The following is a 15,486-nucleotide window of genomic DNA, read 5'->3' as shown; positions in this document are numbered from 1 at the left end:
TACGCCTTATAACAAATTAGGTTATCTCTCATATCCGGACGAGTGATCCGGTACAGCGGGTAAATAGTCATGACAGAAAAGCAGACATCAAGCCGCGCAGAAGCCTGGCGACAGACCTTGCTGGCACAAGCGCGCGACAAAGGTTTTTTTGAAGACGTCGGGGATATGCACAAGGCAATCTTTATCCCTGCCGCGGGAGAGAAGGCCGACACGCTCGTTGTGGTATTCGACAACCTCGATGATGTGCGCCAGAAAACAGACCGCCTCCCTTGGGCCGTTGATTTCATCAGTTCGCAGGGGTGGTCCGCGCTCGGCTTTATGGCACATGGCGCGACATGGTATCGCGACGAGGCTGTGCTGGATTTTTTTGACCGTCTGAAATCCGAAAAGTTCTTTGACCGTTTCCGTCGTGTGGTGTTCTACGGCACCTCTATGGGGGGCTATGCAGCCTGTGCCTTCTCCGCCGCAGTTCCGGGGGCTACGGTCGTTGCCATCAACCCGCAGGCCACGCTTGCGCGCAAATATGCGGCATGGGAACGGCGTTTCCGCCCGGCATGGCATAATGATTTTTCAGGTCGGTATGGATTTGCTCCTGACATGGTCAAGTCCGCAGAAAAGGTCTGGTTGTTCTATGACAGCCGGATTTTTGGCGATGCGGCCCATGTCGCCCTGTTCAGGGGCGCCAATATAGAAAAGGTCAAATGTCCTTTTATGGGACACGGCATGCTGTCCGTCTGGCGCGACATGGGCATTCTGAAGCCTGTTGTGTCGTCCTGTATCGACGGGACGGCGACACGTCGCAGTATTGCACGGCTCATGCGGAACAGGCACACATCCCTGACGTATAAACGGGCAGTCCTTGCCCATTTGCAAAAGAGCAAAAGACACAGATGGGTCATCCGCTGGGCCGATGCTGTCATGCGTGAGCGGCGGGGGCCTGTTTTTGTCAAGGCAAGACAAGAGGCGCTGGCAGAGATCAAAGCGCAACGGGGCTCGAAATGACGGTGCAACCGGAGCATGGCTGCTGTCACGGCACCACTCGGACGGAAGCCGTGTCCTCGCCCGTTGCGCCGATCCAAAAGAATGCAGCCTCTGCCGGATTGAAACAGAAAATTGCGGCTCTGTTGCGTCCAATCCCCGGCGGCATTTTCAATATGGGCACAAACCAGCCGCGATATTCAGACGATCTCGACAGTCCGGCCAGATATGTCCGCGTGTCTCCCTTCATGCTCGGGGCCACGCAGATCACCAATGAAATCTTTGAGGGCTTTGTGGCTGAAAGCGGCTATCAAACAGTCGCTGAACGCGAAGGATGGTCTTTCGTTTTTTATATGTTTGCCCCCGATCAGGGGGCCGATTTTGCCGGACCGGTGGACGCCCCTTGGTGGCGCGCTGTGCCCGGAGCCTGTTGGCGCCACCCCGAAGGGCCGGAAACGGGTCTGGAAGGTCGGGAAGATCATCCCGTTCTGCATGTCAGTTGGGAAGATGCCGTCGCGTTTTGCGAATTTTGCGGGGTTCGTCTACCGACAGAATCCGAATGGGAATTCGCGGCGCGGGGCGGCATGCAGAACGCCTTGTTCCCCTGGGGCGATGATCCGCGCCCCGAGAATAAATACATGCACAACATCTGGCATGGGCGCTTCCCGACCGAGAACTCCGGCGAGGATGGTTTTGTCGGTGTCGCTCCGGCTCAAAGCTTCGCGCCCAATGGGTATGGGCTGTATAACATGACCGGCAATGTCTGGGATTGGTGCGCGGACTGGTTCGGCGCCCTGCCTCCCGCCACAATGCCGCCGGTCACTGATCCGGCAGGTTCTTCACAAGGCCCCGGACGCGTTATGAGAGGCGGCTCGCATCTGTGCCATGCCTCCTATTGTCAGAGATATTTCGTACATTCCCGCACACATAATACGCCCGACAGTTCAACGGGCCATATAGGGTTTCGTGTTGCGACCCAAACAGGGGGCTTAGAATGAGTACTTCCGCCCAAGCGGACAAACAGATTGCCTGGACCAACCAGCTTGAAAAACTCGGTGCCGAACACGGTTTCTTCCGCCAGATTGACGCCGAGCACAAAGCCCTGTTCCTGCGCGGGGATGATACCTTGGTGGTGACCTTCGACAATCTGGACGACGCGCGACAGAAGGTCGAAGACAGGCTCCCTTGGGGGGTGAAATTCATCAACTCCCAAGGCTGGTCGGCACTGGGGATCGCTGCACACGGATGGACGTGGTATCGCACAGAAGAGGTCTGCGACTTTTTCGACGAATTACGCGACAGCAAGTTCTTTGACCAGTTCAAGCGGGTGGTCTTTTACGGAACATCTATGGCCGGATATGCCGCGGCGGCCTTTTCATCCGCCGCCCCCGGTGCCACGGTGATCGCACTTTCACCGCAGGCCACCTTGGACCGCGATATAACAGGCGGCTGGGAAACCCGGTTTCGGGCGGCTTGGCGCCGGGATTTTGACGGGCGCTACGGATATGCACCCGAAGAAGTCGCAACGGCCCGAAAAGCATGGGTGTTTTATGATCCCTACACAGGTCAGGATGCCATTCACGCAGCTTTGTTCCGACACCCGAATACCACACATATCAGATGCCGGCATTTCGGACATAATCTGGGATCGGTGATGTCCATGATGGGGGTGCTGAAGCCGGTTGTTTATGGGCTGGTCAATGATGATCTCGATGAATTTGGTGTCTACCGGCTGCTCCGCTCCCGCCGCACGCTACCATATTATCAAAAACTGCTCCTCAAGCGCCTTCAGGAGATGAAGCGGCCGCGTCTGACATATCGCTATTGTCACGCAGTGCTCAAGGCATCTCATCCAGCTCGACGCCCGCATTTCGCCAATCAGATGAACCAGATTGCCAGACAACTCGACCTGCCGGCTTATGATCCTGGAAAGATCTCTCCGTGATCATATGGGCTACGGAAATATCGGATCATCTCAGATTCCACGTCCTTTAGCGTACCAAGGAACGCCTTCTTAGTTCCTGAGAAACCGTACATAAAGCTTCCCAGCAGCGTCTTGATGTTCAGTTCACGTTAAAAACCTAGTGCCTGACATCACTGCCTCCTTGTTTCATTCAGCTCTAAGCAAGGCGGCAGCAACTCGGTCACAAGCGCGCAGAGGGTCGCATTTGCCATTTTCAACGCTTGGTCCTTGGATGCCTTCTTGCGCAGGTTTCGGGCCAGTTCCGAGCCACGCGTGGAGGTGTCTTGGACCAACAGGAGAAACGCGATCTCCTGTATCTGGTGCAGGGCCTGATCCGCGGCGTCCGGCTCCGCAATCGCTCCAAGCCCGGAAGGTCTGGCGCATTCACCCAGCAACGACTTCAGAGCAGGCCCGTGCTTTGATGCCTCGCCCTCTGCAATGCAGATGTCGGTCATTTCCGCCATTCGAGACAGGAAGCTGCGCACGGGGATCGTTGCGCTTTGCGTGGTGTAGCCAGAGCGGCGCTCCACATGCAGTTCAGGACTGTCCGGATCATAGCGCAGTGTCAGCCCGTCCGCCGAAACCTCTGACGCCACAGGAAGCCCGAAGTGCCGACGCAGGCTAAGCGCCTCGGCATAGAGCACCAGTTGCAGCAGGTCACCCTGCGACACAGCGCAGGACATGCGCTGCAAGCCGCTTTGTCCGGCCACTTTATAATTGAGCGTGAGTTTGGCGCCACCGCCCTGCTGCGCCTCAATCGAGAATGTTCTTGCAGTCATTAAGGTGAATTACAGGCAAAGCCCCTAAAAGGGCAATCGCTGTCTGGGCCATTCTTCGCCATAGGAAAAAACATGCGCATCGCTGCACCCCAGACGTTCAGTGCATATTCACACATACACAGATCATGCACAGAAATTCCCTGAATCTGATCGTTTTCGACATTGTTACAAGAGATCACGAAGATCGGCGTATGGGTCGCTGAAATTTGATATGCGCATACGCACACTAATGTAGATAAAAACCTGATATTTGTTCACCTTTACACATTCAGGGTGAGGCCCTAAATATTATTCCATCGAGAGACGCAAAAACGAACAGACCGCGTCACCCACAAATAGAAATGAATTGAAAAGGACCACAACCATGACATTCTCCCTCAAAACACTGACCGCCGCCGCTATCGTTGCTGTTGCAGGTACTGCCGCCGTTGCAGGCCCGAACTACATCATCCCGGGCAACCAGTCCTCCACCAAAACCGTCGCCAATGTTGAACTCGTGCGGGCCGAAGCTCCGGCCACTCTCGAAGTTTACTCCGTCCACGGTGGCGAACGTGTGGCTCTGCTCGGCTCGACCGACGTGAACGCCGGCGCAAACACCGATGTGAAAGTCAGCCTTGACGCAGGCGCTGCTCAATCCAACCTTGAGTTCGTCCTCGTCGGCTCCAACGGCGCAACCCTCGCCGACAAAAGCATCAATAACTACCAATAAAAGGTGGTCCCGTTCGCTCTGAGCCAAAGTGCTCAGGGTGGATGGAAATCAGAAATGCCGCCGGAGTCCCCTCCCGGCGGCATTTTTGTGTTGGCGGGCAAGAGCACTTAAAGCGCCAACCCTAAACCTTAACGATTAGAACGACGTGCGCGCAGAAAGCACGACCGACGGCTCGCCCGCATCATCAACGCGGGCCTCTATACGAGCGGACCAGATATCGGTTCTCTTCACGTCCATTCCGAGGCTCAAATATCCAATACTGTCTTCGCTCGTTGTTGCAAAGCTGGTGCTGGCACCCGCCAACGACATGGCGACAGCGTCTCCATCGACAAAAAGCCCTGCGACACCGACAAATGGCGTGAGGTTCAGGCCGGACAGTGCAAGGTCATACCCGACCTCAAGACCGGCAAAGCCGTTGGTCACTGTGCGCGCGTCAAATGCGGCACCGGCCAGATAGTCGGCGGAAAAACTGTCCATCCGATAGAGGCTGAGCCCGGCGTTTCCAGACATCGTGAAGCCCGACGTCATCGCGTGGGTGACTTGTGCGCCAAGCCCCGCGAACATCGCATCTGTCGCTGCATCGCCCGCATCGCCATAGGTTACCTCACCCGCGCCGACAAACGCCACTGCGCTCATTTGTGTTTGCGCCGAGAGGTTGCGCGCGTAGCGCCCGCCCAAAGCGACGTTGCGTGTTGTGATGTCACCCGTCTCTGCATCGCCACCAGAAACGCTGAAGAACAGGCCGTAGGTCTCAAAATCGCGACCGAAACTCAGCGCCCCATCACGCCAATCGTCCTCTCCGAGCTGCGTTTGACCTGCAACCCAGAATTTCCCCGGCTCCAGCGGGCCAAAGCCTGTGCGCGTGATGTCATAGACCAAGCCCGCAATGAGGGTATCTGCGGCCCCGAAGGCTGTGGCATCCGCCATCACCAGCGTCTGATTGGCATACAGTGCCGTATCCACTTGAAGGTCGATCACCTCCGGATCGTCGGTAAAACTGATGGCCCCAAAGCTGGTTGTCACCACGCTAAGCGTATCCGTGCCCGCGCCAAGATCCACGTCGCCAACAATTGTGCCACCGTGGATTTCCAACGTGTCGTCGCCCTCCCCCAGACTTATTGCTGTGCCGCCGCGCCCGACAATCGTGCCGGAGTTGATCACCGTCTGGGCGCCCGTATCGGCGGGATCGGTATTGATCCCGATGGTGCCTTCGATCCGGCCTGTATTGGTGACGGTCGAGGCCTCTGTTGACGGGTCAAAGTCAATACCGTCCTCTGCCCCGTCCGAGATGATCAGGCCTGCGTTAAAAATTGTCCCACTGTCGAGATCGACACCGTCCTGATCACCGGTAGACCGGATCGTGCCATAGTTGGTAATTTGCGCATCAGCGGCTGCATTCACCGCGTCGTCGCCTGCGGTGATCGTGCCATAATTGACCAGCACAGCACCGTCAGTATTGATATTGACGCCCTCATCTTCGGCCTCGATCACGCCGGTCTCATAGTTGACCACCGTCGCGCCCTCTTCAAGCTGCACCCCATCATCGGACCCGATGATTGTGCCGTAGTTTTCGACCACGCCGTCGTCATCAATATTAACGCCGTCGCCATCCTCTCCCGTGATCGTGCCATAGTTGATGACAGTCACATCATTGTCACCCTGCACACCATGATCATTTTCGCCTGTAATCGTGCCTGAATTGGTAAAAGCAACGCCATCATCAAACTCAAACCCTTGGTCGTCCCCCGTGATCACCGCCCCCTCAGAAACGGTAATTGTGCCATCGTCAAAACCATCGTCGAGAAGTCCGGTTCCCGTACCCGAACAGACAACATCATCGCCGTCACTGGGCGACGATGGCGTGCAGGTTTCAAGAGATTGCGCCTGTAGGGGCAAGGCCAGAGCCGTGATCAAAGCAAGGGAGGACAAAGAGCAAAGAAACGTCACACGCATAGGCAAACCTGTGGATTGGAGACAAATTTGCTCTGCCCTAGCGGTTGTTTGTAACAGACATGTGCCAACGCCTAGAAAAACGCTCAGATCGCACCTCTAACTCCTCAAAAAATAGGCGCGTCGAGCGGATGACTGCAGAACATACTCCTGCACCGTTACGCCAATGTTGGATGGTGAAGCCTACTAGCAAAGATGTCTTGCAATCATTGCCGATGTTGAGGGGCGCGAAAAGGCCTTCGCCGGAGCCAAGCCGAAAGGGCAACTGCGCATCGACGCTCACGTCACACTAACACGCCATTATGTAATGCCGCATCTGCCGGAGTATTTCGCCGACCATCCTGATCTTGATATCGACTTAACATCTTCCCCCACCTGAAGGAGGGGGATTTTCCGGGGTCGCGAGACCCTTTCGAGTTGACGCTTCAGCCGGGCGCTACTGCGAGAACCGTCCACGTCCAGCAACGGTGTGTTCCACCGCCGTTTAAAACAAAAGGAGAAGCGGCTTGGTTATCACCGTTTCACTCAAGCGAAAAATTAACGCATGTTGCAGTGTATCGCAACGCATTCCTCCCCGCCCTGAAGGACCGGGTATCCAGCGAGGCAAACGATGAGTGAAGGCGACCACCTCGTGAGCCTGATCCCGGAAGGCGTCAACTGCGTGTTACGGGTATTATTCAATAGCCTTCTGCTTAATGCTGGACTGATACAGCCAGTTCCGGCCTTGCCACCAACATTTTGTTATTGAGCGCTGTCCTTTTCGCCAGACGACGACCACGACGCCCCGAAACCAAAACCCGAGCAGGCTTAAAAGCATACAAGTCTTCTTTGCCCAGCTCAGGGAAAATACCGAGTATCTCTTGGCGCGCCTCTCTTCCAACCGCTTTCAATGCCTCAGAGCCCGTGTACAAACTTTCTGTCGCGGCGCCATTTGCGAAAACAATCTGATGAGCATCAAACATGAAGTGCCAGTAAGTCACTGCCGCAACATCATCCGCAATCTCAATTCCATCCACTTCAAGAAGCTGCTTTGCAGCCACCAGAACTTCGGAGTGCCCAAACATCCGCTCCGCAATGATCGAATGAATCAAGACCCGATGCTGAGGCGAAACCAGGAGCTCATGTTCCTGCTGGTTCACGCCAAGTGCGCCTGCGGCAATGCGAATGGGGAGGAACTTCGTATGCGCCTTCAATTGCGTTGAAGAAAGAGTACGGGACCCTATCCAGAGGACCTCCTGATACCCCACATCAAGTGTCAGAACCTGATCTCCCAACTGGAGTTTCTCAACCGGCACTTCGCCACGAGCAGTTTTGATCAATGTACCCGAGGTGAAACAAACAAGATCGGTATCGTTAAACGCGAGCGTGCCGGTCGTATCGACTTCAAAAGTCACAACCGCTGTATCCAAAAGGCTTTGAACCAGTGGGGCCACGGCATTTCCGACGACAGGAACATCGTCCAAGGGGTCAGAAAGGTTAAGATCAACAGATGTCACGCCCCCAAGGAACGTATCTATTTCGATAGTGATCCCGAGATGGTCCTCGTCGAGAGGCTCATCCGTTATCATAAAGAAATTACCATCTTCATCCTGGTAAAGTTCGCCCTCAATCGGATTTAAGGACACGGTGACCTCAGCCAAACCAAGAAGATTTGCCGAAACATCTGCCGTCGATAGGGTGAAACTTCCCAAATACGTGCCAGAGCCCACGCTGGTACTCGTTCCCGCACCGTCATCATTGACGATATTGAAGTCATCACCATAGCTGAGTTCCGTCAGGCCCTGCTCTCCAGGGACATTGTAATCCGTAAACTCCGTGCTTTCTCCAAGATCATTGAGAATACTGATAAAATTGGTATCCACGACGGGCAGGCCATCGGCATCTAATGAAATAACTCCATTAGGCAATTGGGTTGAATATGGCATGCTTTATCTATCCTCTATCACAACACCACCCAAGCAAAAGGCTACGCCTTTAAAAGGATTATGCAACTTAAAGTATTAAATTGTTTTTCCAGTGTTCGCTTTGGTTGATGACTTGAATGCAATGACCATAAGGCCTGAGGCTGCCCTTCCCTCACTGCGCTCGATATTCATATGTTCGCGCACTACGTGGTCGAGTTGATACGACACTGCAAGCGTGCCATTGCCCGCCACGCTCAACCATAGATTGAAATCTCCCGCGTTTTGATCACGGGCAGAAACCTTCCGACGGAGGGTCTTCCCGGTCGTTCATATGGAAGACCTCGAAATCAAGCGGTTCATGTTCCTGGCGTCCCCGCCACCTCATTTCGCATAGCCATCCGACGTGCAATCAAGTTGCCCTCCCCCCAAAAAACCGGACAGCTCAAAAGGGGAATTTGGCGACGTAAAACGGTCGCATGGGGCCTCACCAGCCGCCAATTGACTCAAGGCCTTCCGGGAACCAATTCCCGAGTACAAAAGACACCCACAGAGGCGACATGAGGGGCCCTGAGTGCGACCTGAAACTTCTTGTTTCTGGAGAGAGCGAAGGCGGACTGACAGCCTCTATTGGGCACTTTTTGGGGTTTGATTTCCGGCTCACAAGCAGCGTGTCGGCACCCCTATTTTTTACCGCGAAAAAGCGCTTAAATTTGACACCTAAAAAGTTTGAAAACCGCTGACGGAAAAAGGCCATTTTAAGTTTTTTTCGTACAGACGTAAACAGCGTAACGTATGTTATACCGCTGTTTGAAAGTGTACGAAACCCTACACCGCTGTCTAACTATGTACGAGAGAACATTGAATTTTTCCGATTTTCGGTGTATCAAAAACCGGTGACGGGCGACCCTTCAAATCCCGTCACCAAATCGGGCGTTTTTAAGCTCTGTTTTTCGAGCTGATTGATTGCCAACACGCCAAAGGTTCCACGAATTTCGACATTAGCCCCTCCCCTGCCGCACAAAGCGCCCGCAGAGGCGATATGCGGGCCGCTGAGTGGCGTTTGAGATTTTTTAGGTGTACTGAGCCAAAAGACTTTTAATGGCCTCTGAGGGGCGTTTTTGAGGCTTTTCGTTTGGGGGATTTTTGGCCGCGTGCTGCCCTAAATTTTCAACCCTCCATCACCAAGAGGAAACATCCGCGAAATTGAGAACCGGGCAATCGGCACGCGGGATCTTCGGCGGGATCTTCGATTGACCGGATTTGTGGTTGCACAAAGCTGAAGTTACTCAGGATGAATTTGCCCGATGCAGAATTTTGCGAGCCGCAAACCGTGCAGCTGCCCTATCCCTGCCATCAACAGCTCTCGCCGCAAGCTCGAGACTCTCTTGACTGGATCACCCCCCCTGCTTCACGACCCCGGATCACGGGTTTGGCAATTGTGTGAGGCCTTCCCATGCGCAATCTCTTCGGAGGCTCAGTCTACGCGAACAGCTTGATCGGGACGATCAAGTTACAGATTGCCATTGTCCGACCTTTCCTCAATCATAGGTTGTGAGTGCCCGCGTTTTGATCACGGGCAGGAATCTTGCGACAGGGATCTTCTCGGTCGCTCATATGGAGGGTCTCGAGATCAAGCGGTTCATGTTCATGGCTTTGGTCGGCCTGTCTCTCGCGATCAGTTCACTCGGCACCCCGCTCTACGCGGAGGTCCGGTTTAACAATGCGACACGCAGCGACACCTTGGGACAGCCGGTCCGTTACGCCATTTATCTGCCGCCCGGGTATGATGCCGATGATCGCAGCTATCCCGTCCTCTATCTCCTGCATGGAGGCGGCAGCGGCCAGCCAAGCGACTGGTTCACCCTTGCCGGTCTCGACAAGATGCTCGACCGTCTGATCGAAGACGGCACAATCCGCCCGCTGATCGCCATTGCCCCCGATGGCCGCCGCGATGAGACGAATGAGGTGGCGACCTACTTTCTGAATGATCAGGACGGCGTGGTGCTCTGGGAAGACATGTTCTTCGAGGATTTCATCCCTGCCGTCGAAACCCGCCACAAGGCCATCGCCAGCGGTGACGCCCGCGCCATTCTGGGAATCTCGATGGGGGCGCTTGCCGGCGTGGTCTATCAACTGCGCGCGCCTGACGCCTTTGCCGGTGTTGCCGCACTCAGCTCGGCCTTCCGGACCGAAGATCAGGTTCTCGGCCTCTCACCAGACGCCTATCGCAGCCGCTACGCCGGTGTTTTGGGCGCGGAGCTGGAGGGGCAAGCGCGGCTGAATGAGGCTTGGGACGCGATACAGGGCGAGACATTGGTGGCGCAGACAGACGCAGCGCGTTTTTCTCGCGTGCCGCGCCTCTATTTCGACATCGGTGCGGATGATCCGTTTTTCGAGGGCACAGCAGACCTGCACGTCACCCTGCGCAACGCGGGCATCCGTCACCGGTTTCGGGTCAGCGAGGGAGGTCATGACTGGATATTCTGGCGGACGTCGCTGGAACAGGCCCTTCTGCATATCGATGCCGTCCTGACACGTGGCTATGGCGAGTAAGAGGTTGGGGCAAGACAAGAGGCTCACAAGATCGCAGATCCAACCATTCTTCAGCGGACCAGTCGCATGATGTATGGATCACGCGCCTATCAGGCTGTCTTGTGACCTCAGTCAGAACCGCATGCGCATCCGTGCGTTTGCCCAAAGAGGCCTCAGTCTGCGCGCCCTAGCGTGGGCCCGCCAATGATTTCGCCCACCTGCTCGTCTTGCACCAGGCGGAGCCAATAAATGGGTACTCTGTAACTTGATGTCTGGGAATTTGTTTTAGGTTTGTGCTTTGCTGCGTTTGACACACGCATTTTGTCCGCCAGATCAGGTTGAAGAACCAAGCGAGCTTTGTCTGCACAAGCTGCAGCCACTTTGAAACCGCTGACACCAATGCGGCAAAGGTGATCTTGCGTCGGAACACGGCGCCTATGTTCGTGGAGGAAGGCCATAGAGCCTCCGTTGAAGCGAGAACTATCCGGCCAAACCGGAAATCTCCGGCCTTCAGGCTGGGGAAGATGTTAAGGCAGTGCTCCACCCCTTCGAATTGTGCAGCGGCGTCTTGTGGCAAGTAGCCCCCGCGCGCAGACAGGGGCTACTCCTTCTTTGTTTAATACCCGAGGGTCGCGGCGTCGACGCGGCGCGGGTCCGACGCGCCAAACAAGTAGCCGCTTTCATGGTCAACGAGGATCGATTGGGTTGATCCCATCACCGATTGCTGGCTAACCTTGTGCCCACGCTGTTCGAGCAGATCGATAGTGTCGGGGCTAATGCCATCCTCGATGCGGATCTCGTCGGGCAACCACTGGTGATGAATGCGCGGCGCGAAAGAGGCCTCGGCAACGTTCATCCCGTGGTCGATGACATTCATGATGACCTGCAGCGTGGTCGTGATGATGCGCGAGCCGCCCGGCGAGCCGGTAACCAGGTACACCTTCCCATCCTTCATCACGATGGTGGGGGACATCGAAGACAAAGGCCGCTTCCCCCCCTCGACGGCATTTGCATCACCGCCAATCAAGCCATAGGCATTAGGCACGCCGGGCTTGGCAGCGAAATCATCCATCTCGTTGTTCATGAGAACGCCGGTGCCATCGGCAACCATCCCAGATCCATAGGAAAAATTGATCGTATAGGTGTTGGAAACGGCATTGCCATCCTTGTCCACGATCGAGAAATGCGTGGTCTGGTCGGACTCGTAAGGCGCGAGCGAACCCGGCTTGATGGTGATCGACGGCGTCGCCGTATTCAGGCTGATCTGCTTGCTGATATCCTTGGCATAGGCCTTGGAGGTAATCTCGGCCAAAGGCACATCCACGAAATCACTGTCGCCCAGGTATTCCGAACGATCCGCATAGGCGCGTTTCATCGCTTCGCTCATCAGGTGGATCGTGTCGGCGGAGTTATGGCCAAGGAACGAGATCGGATAGTTCTCCAGAATATTGAGGATCTGGATGATATGTGCCCCACCCGAGCTGGGAGGTGGCATTGAGACGATCTCGTAGCCGCGGTAGGTGCCGCGCACCGGATCGCGCAGAACCGGCTTGTAATTGGCCATGTCCTCAAGGGTGATCCGGCCACCGGCAGCCTGCACAGCGTCGACAATCTTTTCCGCGGTCTCGCCCTTGTAAAAGCCGTCCGGCCCTTCATCAGCGACCTTTTGCAAGGTGTTGGCAAGGTCGGACTGAACAAGGATCTCGCCTGGCTCATAGAAGCTGCCATCTTCCTTATAGAAGATGCTCGCGGAGCTCGGCCATTTCTTCAGGCGGGCCTCTAGTCCTACGAGGCTGTCAGCAAGACCGGGGGTGACAGCGATACCGTCGCGCGCGAGCTCAATCGCCGGCTGGATCACTTCGGCGAGCGTCATGCTGCCGTAGTTTTCCAGTGCCATCTGCATGCCTGCAACCGTTCCGGGCACACCTACGGCCAACCCGGTAAAGCGCGAAAGTTCGCTGTCGGCATTGCCTTCCTCATCGAGGAACATGTCGCGATCCGCAGTCAGGGGCGCCATTTCGCGATAATCGATGGCCTTGGTCTCACCTGATTCCGCGTCATGGACGAGCATGAACCCGCCGCCGCCAATGTTGCCGGCACGCGGCAAGGTCACGGCCAATGCAAAAGCCACGGCAACGCCGGCGTCAACAGCATTGCCGCCTGCTTCGAGAATGTCGAGGCCGATCCGGGCCGCAACGGCTTCTTGTGCCGAGACCATGCCTTGCTTTGCATAAACAGGATGGACACGGTCGTATCCCGAATAGATCGCGGCTTCCTGCGCGTATAGCGTGGAGGCTGTCGACATGGCCAAACATATCGCACCGGTGATGATCTGTTTCATGAAACTCCTCTCACTTACGATTTTTTGTGAGCGAAGGCTTGCAGTTTTTTGCGCATGAGGCAACTAGGTTAACATCTGCGAAAATTCTACGCGTTTTCGGAGACATTAGGGCGGTTTAACTGTCTAAATTTTTGGGAATTAAACCATCAACTTTTGACATCAGCCTGTCACATGTTTTTATCCTATCAATTAAAAACAATAGGTTAGACGAGAAATCTGCAAGCTAGTGGATGATTTCCTAATACATCCATCTAACACAGAACACTCTCCGACGCGCGCTCAGTGATTTTCCGAAATGGCATACGCATAATTTTAGATTGCAGACGGATATTGACTATGCATCAATACATACCAAAGATGGAATCGTTGTCTTAAGTGTGGGTATGAATTTGTTCCTTTGCAGCTTTCTTTCCAAAATCACAAAGCCATTTTTCACATACACAAACAAAATTCCTGAACAGCTCTTACACAACATCTGGATTGTGAATCCCATCATCTCGGATGCTCATAAACACCTCACCCAAGACATCCGGTCAATTGATCTTCTCTGCGTAGGAAACGATCCCTCCCAAACCCATCAAACCCATCAAACCCATTTTATCAGTGAGATATCGAGGGCGAATAAGAAATTCGCTGTCTAAGTAGCTCATGTAACCTCCATACTATTTCAAACTCGAAAAAGCCGCATCATGCCCAAAACACTGTTAAAGAACATTGAAATACTTCACACCATTTGGTGCGCATTGGCACTGGTTATGCTCGTGCCATGCGCAGTACTCGCCGACAGCATTGCGCCAGAAGTCCAGGTAAGCGATGATGGTAGCTCTCTCTCGGCAAACGGCCGGCGCTTCGATCTGGGCGCAGCATCCATTGACCTCGTCGGACGATGGGGAGATCGGGTTCTTGTCGCGGCCAACTCGGGTGGAACAGGTTGCCCTGTTAGTCATTACTGGCTTGATCTGACGTCCTCGACGCCGGCAATTACTGACGCTTTCGGAGCCTGCTTGGAGAGCGTTGATGTCACCGCCCAACCTGACGGAACTCTCGTAGCCCGTTCTGTTACGGCGCCCTTTGTTTGGGAAACGAAGTATTGGGGCGGTTCGGAAATTTCCACCGAACGAAAGTATACTTTTGAGACGGAGGCTGCGCTGAAGGCCCCGCCGTTGGATTTCGCCGAGAGCTCCATTGGTCATTTGTTCGGGGACCAGTATTGGGGCCCCAAGATTTTGAGCATCTTGGGAGAAGACGAATACAATCAGGCGCGAGGGTATTTTTCAGGCCCCGGTCAGACGTTCTTCCAAGATAAGAACTGGTGGTTTGCAACGGGTTGTGGCCGCGGCGTTTGCAACAAGGTTCGCATTGCGGTGGCGGCAAATCCCGAAACAGACGATGTGATTTTTGCCTTCACAAACCCATACGGCGATGGCCCTCTCCCCCCCGCGGGCACGATCACGACGCCTCTCCCGCTGACATTCGCGCGTTTCTTGGGGGATATTGCGGACTATCAATCTTTGAAATCTGCGTTCAATGCTTTGAGTGCAAACGAGCGGCGCGAACTGCAAATGCTGATGAAGGAGCGTGGGCAATATAGCTCCTCGATTGACGGTCTGTTCGGGCGCGGCACGGCTACAGGGATTTTTAATCTGGCAATCGTGACAGCGCACGAATACGGCGTCGTGCCCGATATGCAAAGCAGAGAAGGTGCGCGGGAACTGGTTCGGCGGCTACTGAAACCCGCAGCGATTGTCGCACCTACCCAGCAACAGCTTCAAAAGGCTCCCGCCGAAACTCCGGAACCTGAGGTGAGTGAGGCGGATGCGCAAGAGCCTCCCGCGATGTCATCTGCGACCTCTCTCTACCCGTTTCAAGGCGAATGGGCGTGCCGCGAAGATGGTGCGAAGGATGTTCTGGCCAACATCAATTTGACTGACACCGAAGTAGAAATCGACTTCCTGGGCACGACCGTCGCCTATGAAAAGGTCACACCCCTCGGGAAGAACGGCACAGCCTTCAGCATCGCGTTGAAAGACGGACAGTTGGGAGCGGTGTACGAACTGGATGACAGTTCCTTCCTACTGAATTTTTCGGGCGTTCTCTTGAGTTGCACACGCTGATTTGAGTGCCGCGCCTCCACACCATTCCCCCTTCGCATTATCCGTTGTGAAGGGGGATCATAACTTTTCGGAATCAGGCCCTCGTAGCCAAAAAAGACATGGGATTGACGTGAAAGAAATATTAACATCTTCCCCCACCTGAAGGAGGGGGATTTTCCGGGGTCGCGAGACCCTTTCGAGTTGACGCTTCAGCCGGGCGCTACTGCGAGAACCGTC

10 protein-coding genes are annotated in these 15,486 nt (G+C 54.9%); 6 read left to right on the top strand and 4 right to left on the bottom strand.

All coding sequences use genetic code 11. The annotated features are described in order from the left end of the window. The first annotated feature begins 69 nt into the window (after positions 1 to 69). From BM152_RS15810 to BM152_RS15800, 3 genes are read left to right on the top strand one after another with little or no spacing between them, the layout of a single operon-like run. Positions 70 to 1,002: an alpha/beta fold hydrolase gene (locus tag BM152_RS15810; RefSeq protein WP_066608277.1), complete on the top strand. Its 933-nt coding sequence runs from the start codon at positions 70 to 72 to the stop codon at positions 1,000 to 1,002. Beyond that, the gene (locus tag BM152_RS15805) at positions 999 to 1,976 is read left to right on the top strand and encodes a formylglycine-generating enzyme family protein (protein ID WP_082715460.1); all 978 of its coding nucleotides are present in this window, start codon (positions 999 to 1,001) and stop codon (positions 1,974 to 1,976) included. The genes BM152_RS15810 and BM152_RS15805 overlap by 4 nt, the downstream gene beginning before the upstream one ends. After that, entirely contained in the window at positions 1,973 to 2,923 is a 951-nt protein-coding gene (locus BM152_RS15800; protein WP_066608273.1) for a hypothetical protein, read from the top strand. Before BM152_RS15805 ends, BM152_RS15800 begins: the two co-directional genes overlap by 4 nt. A gap of 149 nt (positions 2,924 to 3,072) precedes the next feature. Here BM152_RS15800 and BM152_RS15795 read toward each other — a convergent pair whose 3' ends face one another. Next, positions 3,073 to 3,720: a hypothetical protein gene (locus tag BM152_RS15795; protein ID WP_066608271.1), complete on the bottom strand. Its 648-nt coding sequence runs from the start codon at positions 3,718 to 3,720 to the stop codon at positions 3,073 to 3,075. Between the two features lie 364 nt (positions 3,721 to 4,084). Here BM152_RS15795 and BM152_RS15790 point away from each other — a divergent pair, with 364 nt between their 5' ends. Further along, entirely contained in the window at positions 4,085 to 4,429 is a 345-nt protein-coding gene (locus tag BM152_RS15790) for a hypothetical protein (protein WP_066601885.1), read from the top strand. Between the two features lie 135 nt (positions 4,430 to 4,564). Here BM152_RS15790 and BM152_RS15785 read toward each other — a convergent pair whose 3' ends face one another. Further along, positions 4,565 to 6,382, bottom strand: a complete 1,818-nt coding sequence (locus BM152_RS15785) for an autotransporter outer membrane beta-barrel domain-containing protein (RefSeq protein WP_066608269.1) — start codon at positions 6,380 to 6,382, stop codon at positions 4,565 to 4,567. 689 nt (positions 6,383 to 7,071) lie between these two features. Then, complete coding sequence (locus tag BM152_RS15775; protein WP_074914453.1) at positions 7,072 to 8,304, bottom strand: Hint domain-containing protein; 1,233 nt, start codon at positions 8,302 to 8,304, stop codon at positions 7,072 to 7,074. A 1,593-nt stretch (positions 8,305 to 9,897) separates the two neighbouring features. Here BM152_RS15775 and BM152_RS15765 point away from each other — a divergent pair. Next, complete coding sequence (locus BM152_RS15765) at positions 9,898 to 10,836, top strand: alpha/beta hydrolase (RefSeq protein ID WP_066608263.1); 939 nt, start codon at positions 9,898 to 9,900, stop codon at positions 10,834 to 10,836. A 595-nt stretch (positions 10,837 to 11,431) separates the two neighbouring features. Here BM152_RS15765 and ggt read toward each other — a convergent pair. Beyond that, entirely contained in the window at positions 11,432 to 13,156 is a 1,725-nt protein-coding gene (ggt, locus tag BM152_RS15755) for a gamma-glutamyltransferase (RefSeq protein ID WP_066608254.1), read from the bottom strand. Between the two features lie 689 nt (positions 13,157 to 13,845). Here ggt and BM152_RS15745 point away from each other — a divergent pair. Next, positions 13,846 to 15,270: a hypothetical protein gene (locus tag BM152_RS15745; RefSeq protein WP_139222522.1), complete on the top strand. Its 1,425-nt coding sequence runs from the start codon at positions 13,846 to 13,848 to the stop codon at positions 15,268 to 15,270. Positions 15,271 to 15,486: the final 216 nt, after the last annotated feature.

Source organism: Celeribacter halophilus, assembly GCF_900114135.1.
Classification (GTDB): domain Bacteria; phylum Pseudomonadota; class Alphaproteobacteria; order Rhodobacterales; family Rhodobacteraceae; genus Celeribacter; species Celeribacter halophilus.
Note: the sequence above shows the minus strand (reverse complement) of the source record. Positions and strands in the feature narration are given on the sequence as shown.

What these genes read in the sequence shown, in the direction of transcription:
- BM152_RS15795 (WP_066608271.1), bottom strand. Translation starts at nt 3,720, where the DNA reads ATGACTGCAAGAACATTCTCGATTGAGGCGCAGCAGGGCGGTGGCGCC.
- BM152_RS15745 (WP_139222522.1), top strand. Translation starts at nt 13,846, where the DNA reads ATGCCCAAAACACTGTTAAAGAACATTGAAATACTTCACACCATTTGG.
- BM152_RS15800 (WP_066608273.1), top strand. Translation starts at nt 1,973, where the DNA reads ATGAGTACTTCCGCCCAAGCGGACAAACAGATTGCCTGGACCAACCAG.
- BM152_RS15765 (WP_066608263.1), top strand. Translation starts at nt 9,898, where the DNA reads ATGGAGGGTCTCGAGATCAAGCGGTTCATGTTCATGGCTTTGGTCGGC.
- ggt (WP_066608254.1), bottom strand. Translation starts at nt 13,156, where the DNA reads ATGAAACAGATCATCACCGGTGCGATATGTTTGGCCATGTCGACAGCC.
- BM152_RS15790 (WP_066601885.1), top strand. Translation starts at nt 4,085, where the DNA reads ATGACATTCTCCCTCAAAACACTGACCGCCGCCGCTATCGTTGCTGTT.
- BM152_RS15775 (WP_074914453.1), bottom strand. Translation starts at nt 8,304, where the DNA reads ATGCCATATTCAACCCAATTGCCTAATGGAGTTATTTCATTAGATGCC.
- BM152_RS15805 (WP_082715460.1), top strand. Translation starts at nt 999, where the DNA reads ATGACGGTGCAACCGGAGCATGGCTGCTGTCACGGCACCACTCGGACG.
- BM152_RS15810 (WP_066608277.1), top strand. Translation starts at nt 70, where the DNA reads ATGACAGAAAAGCAGACATCAAGCCGCGCAGAAGCCTGGCGACAGACC.
- BM152_RS15785 (WP_066608269.1), bottom strand. Translation starts at nt 6,382, where the DNA reads ATGCGTGTGACGTTTCTTTGCTCTTTGTCCTCCCTTGCTTTGATCACG.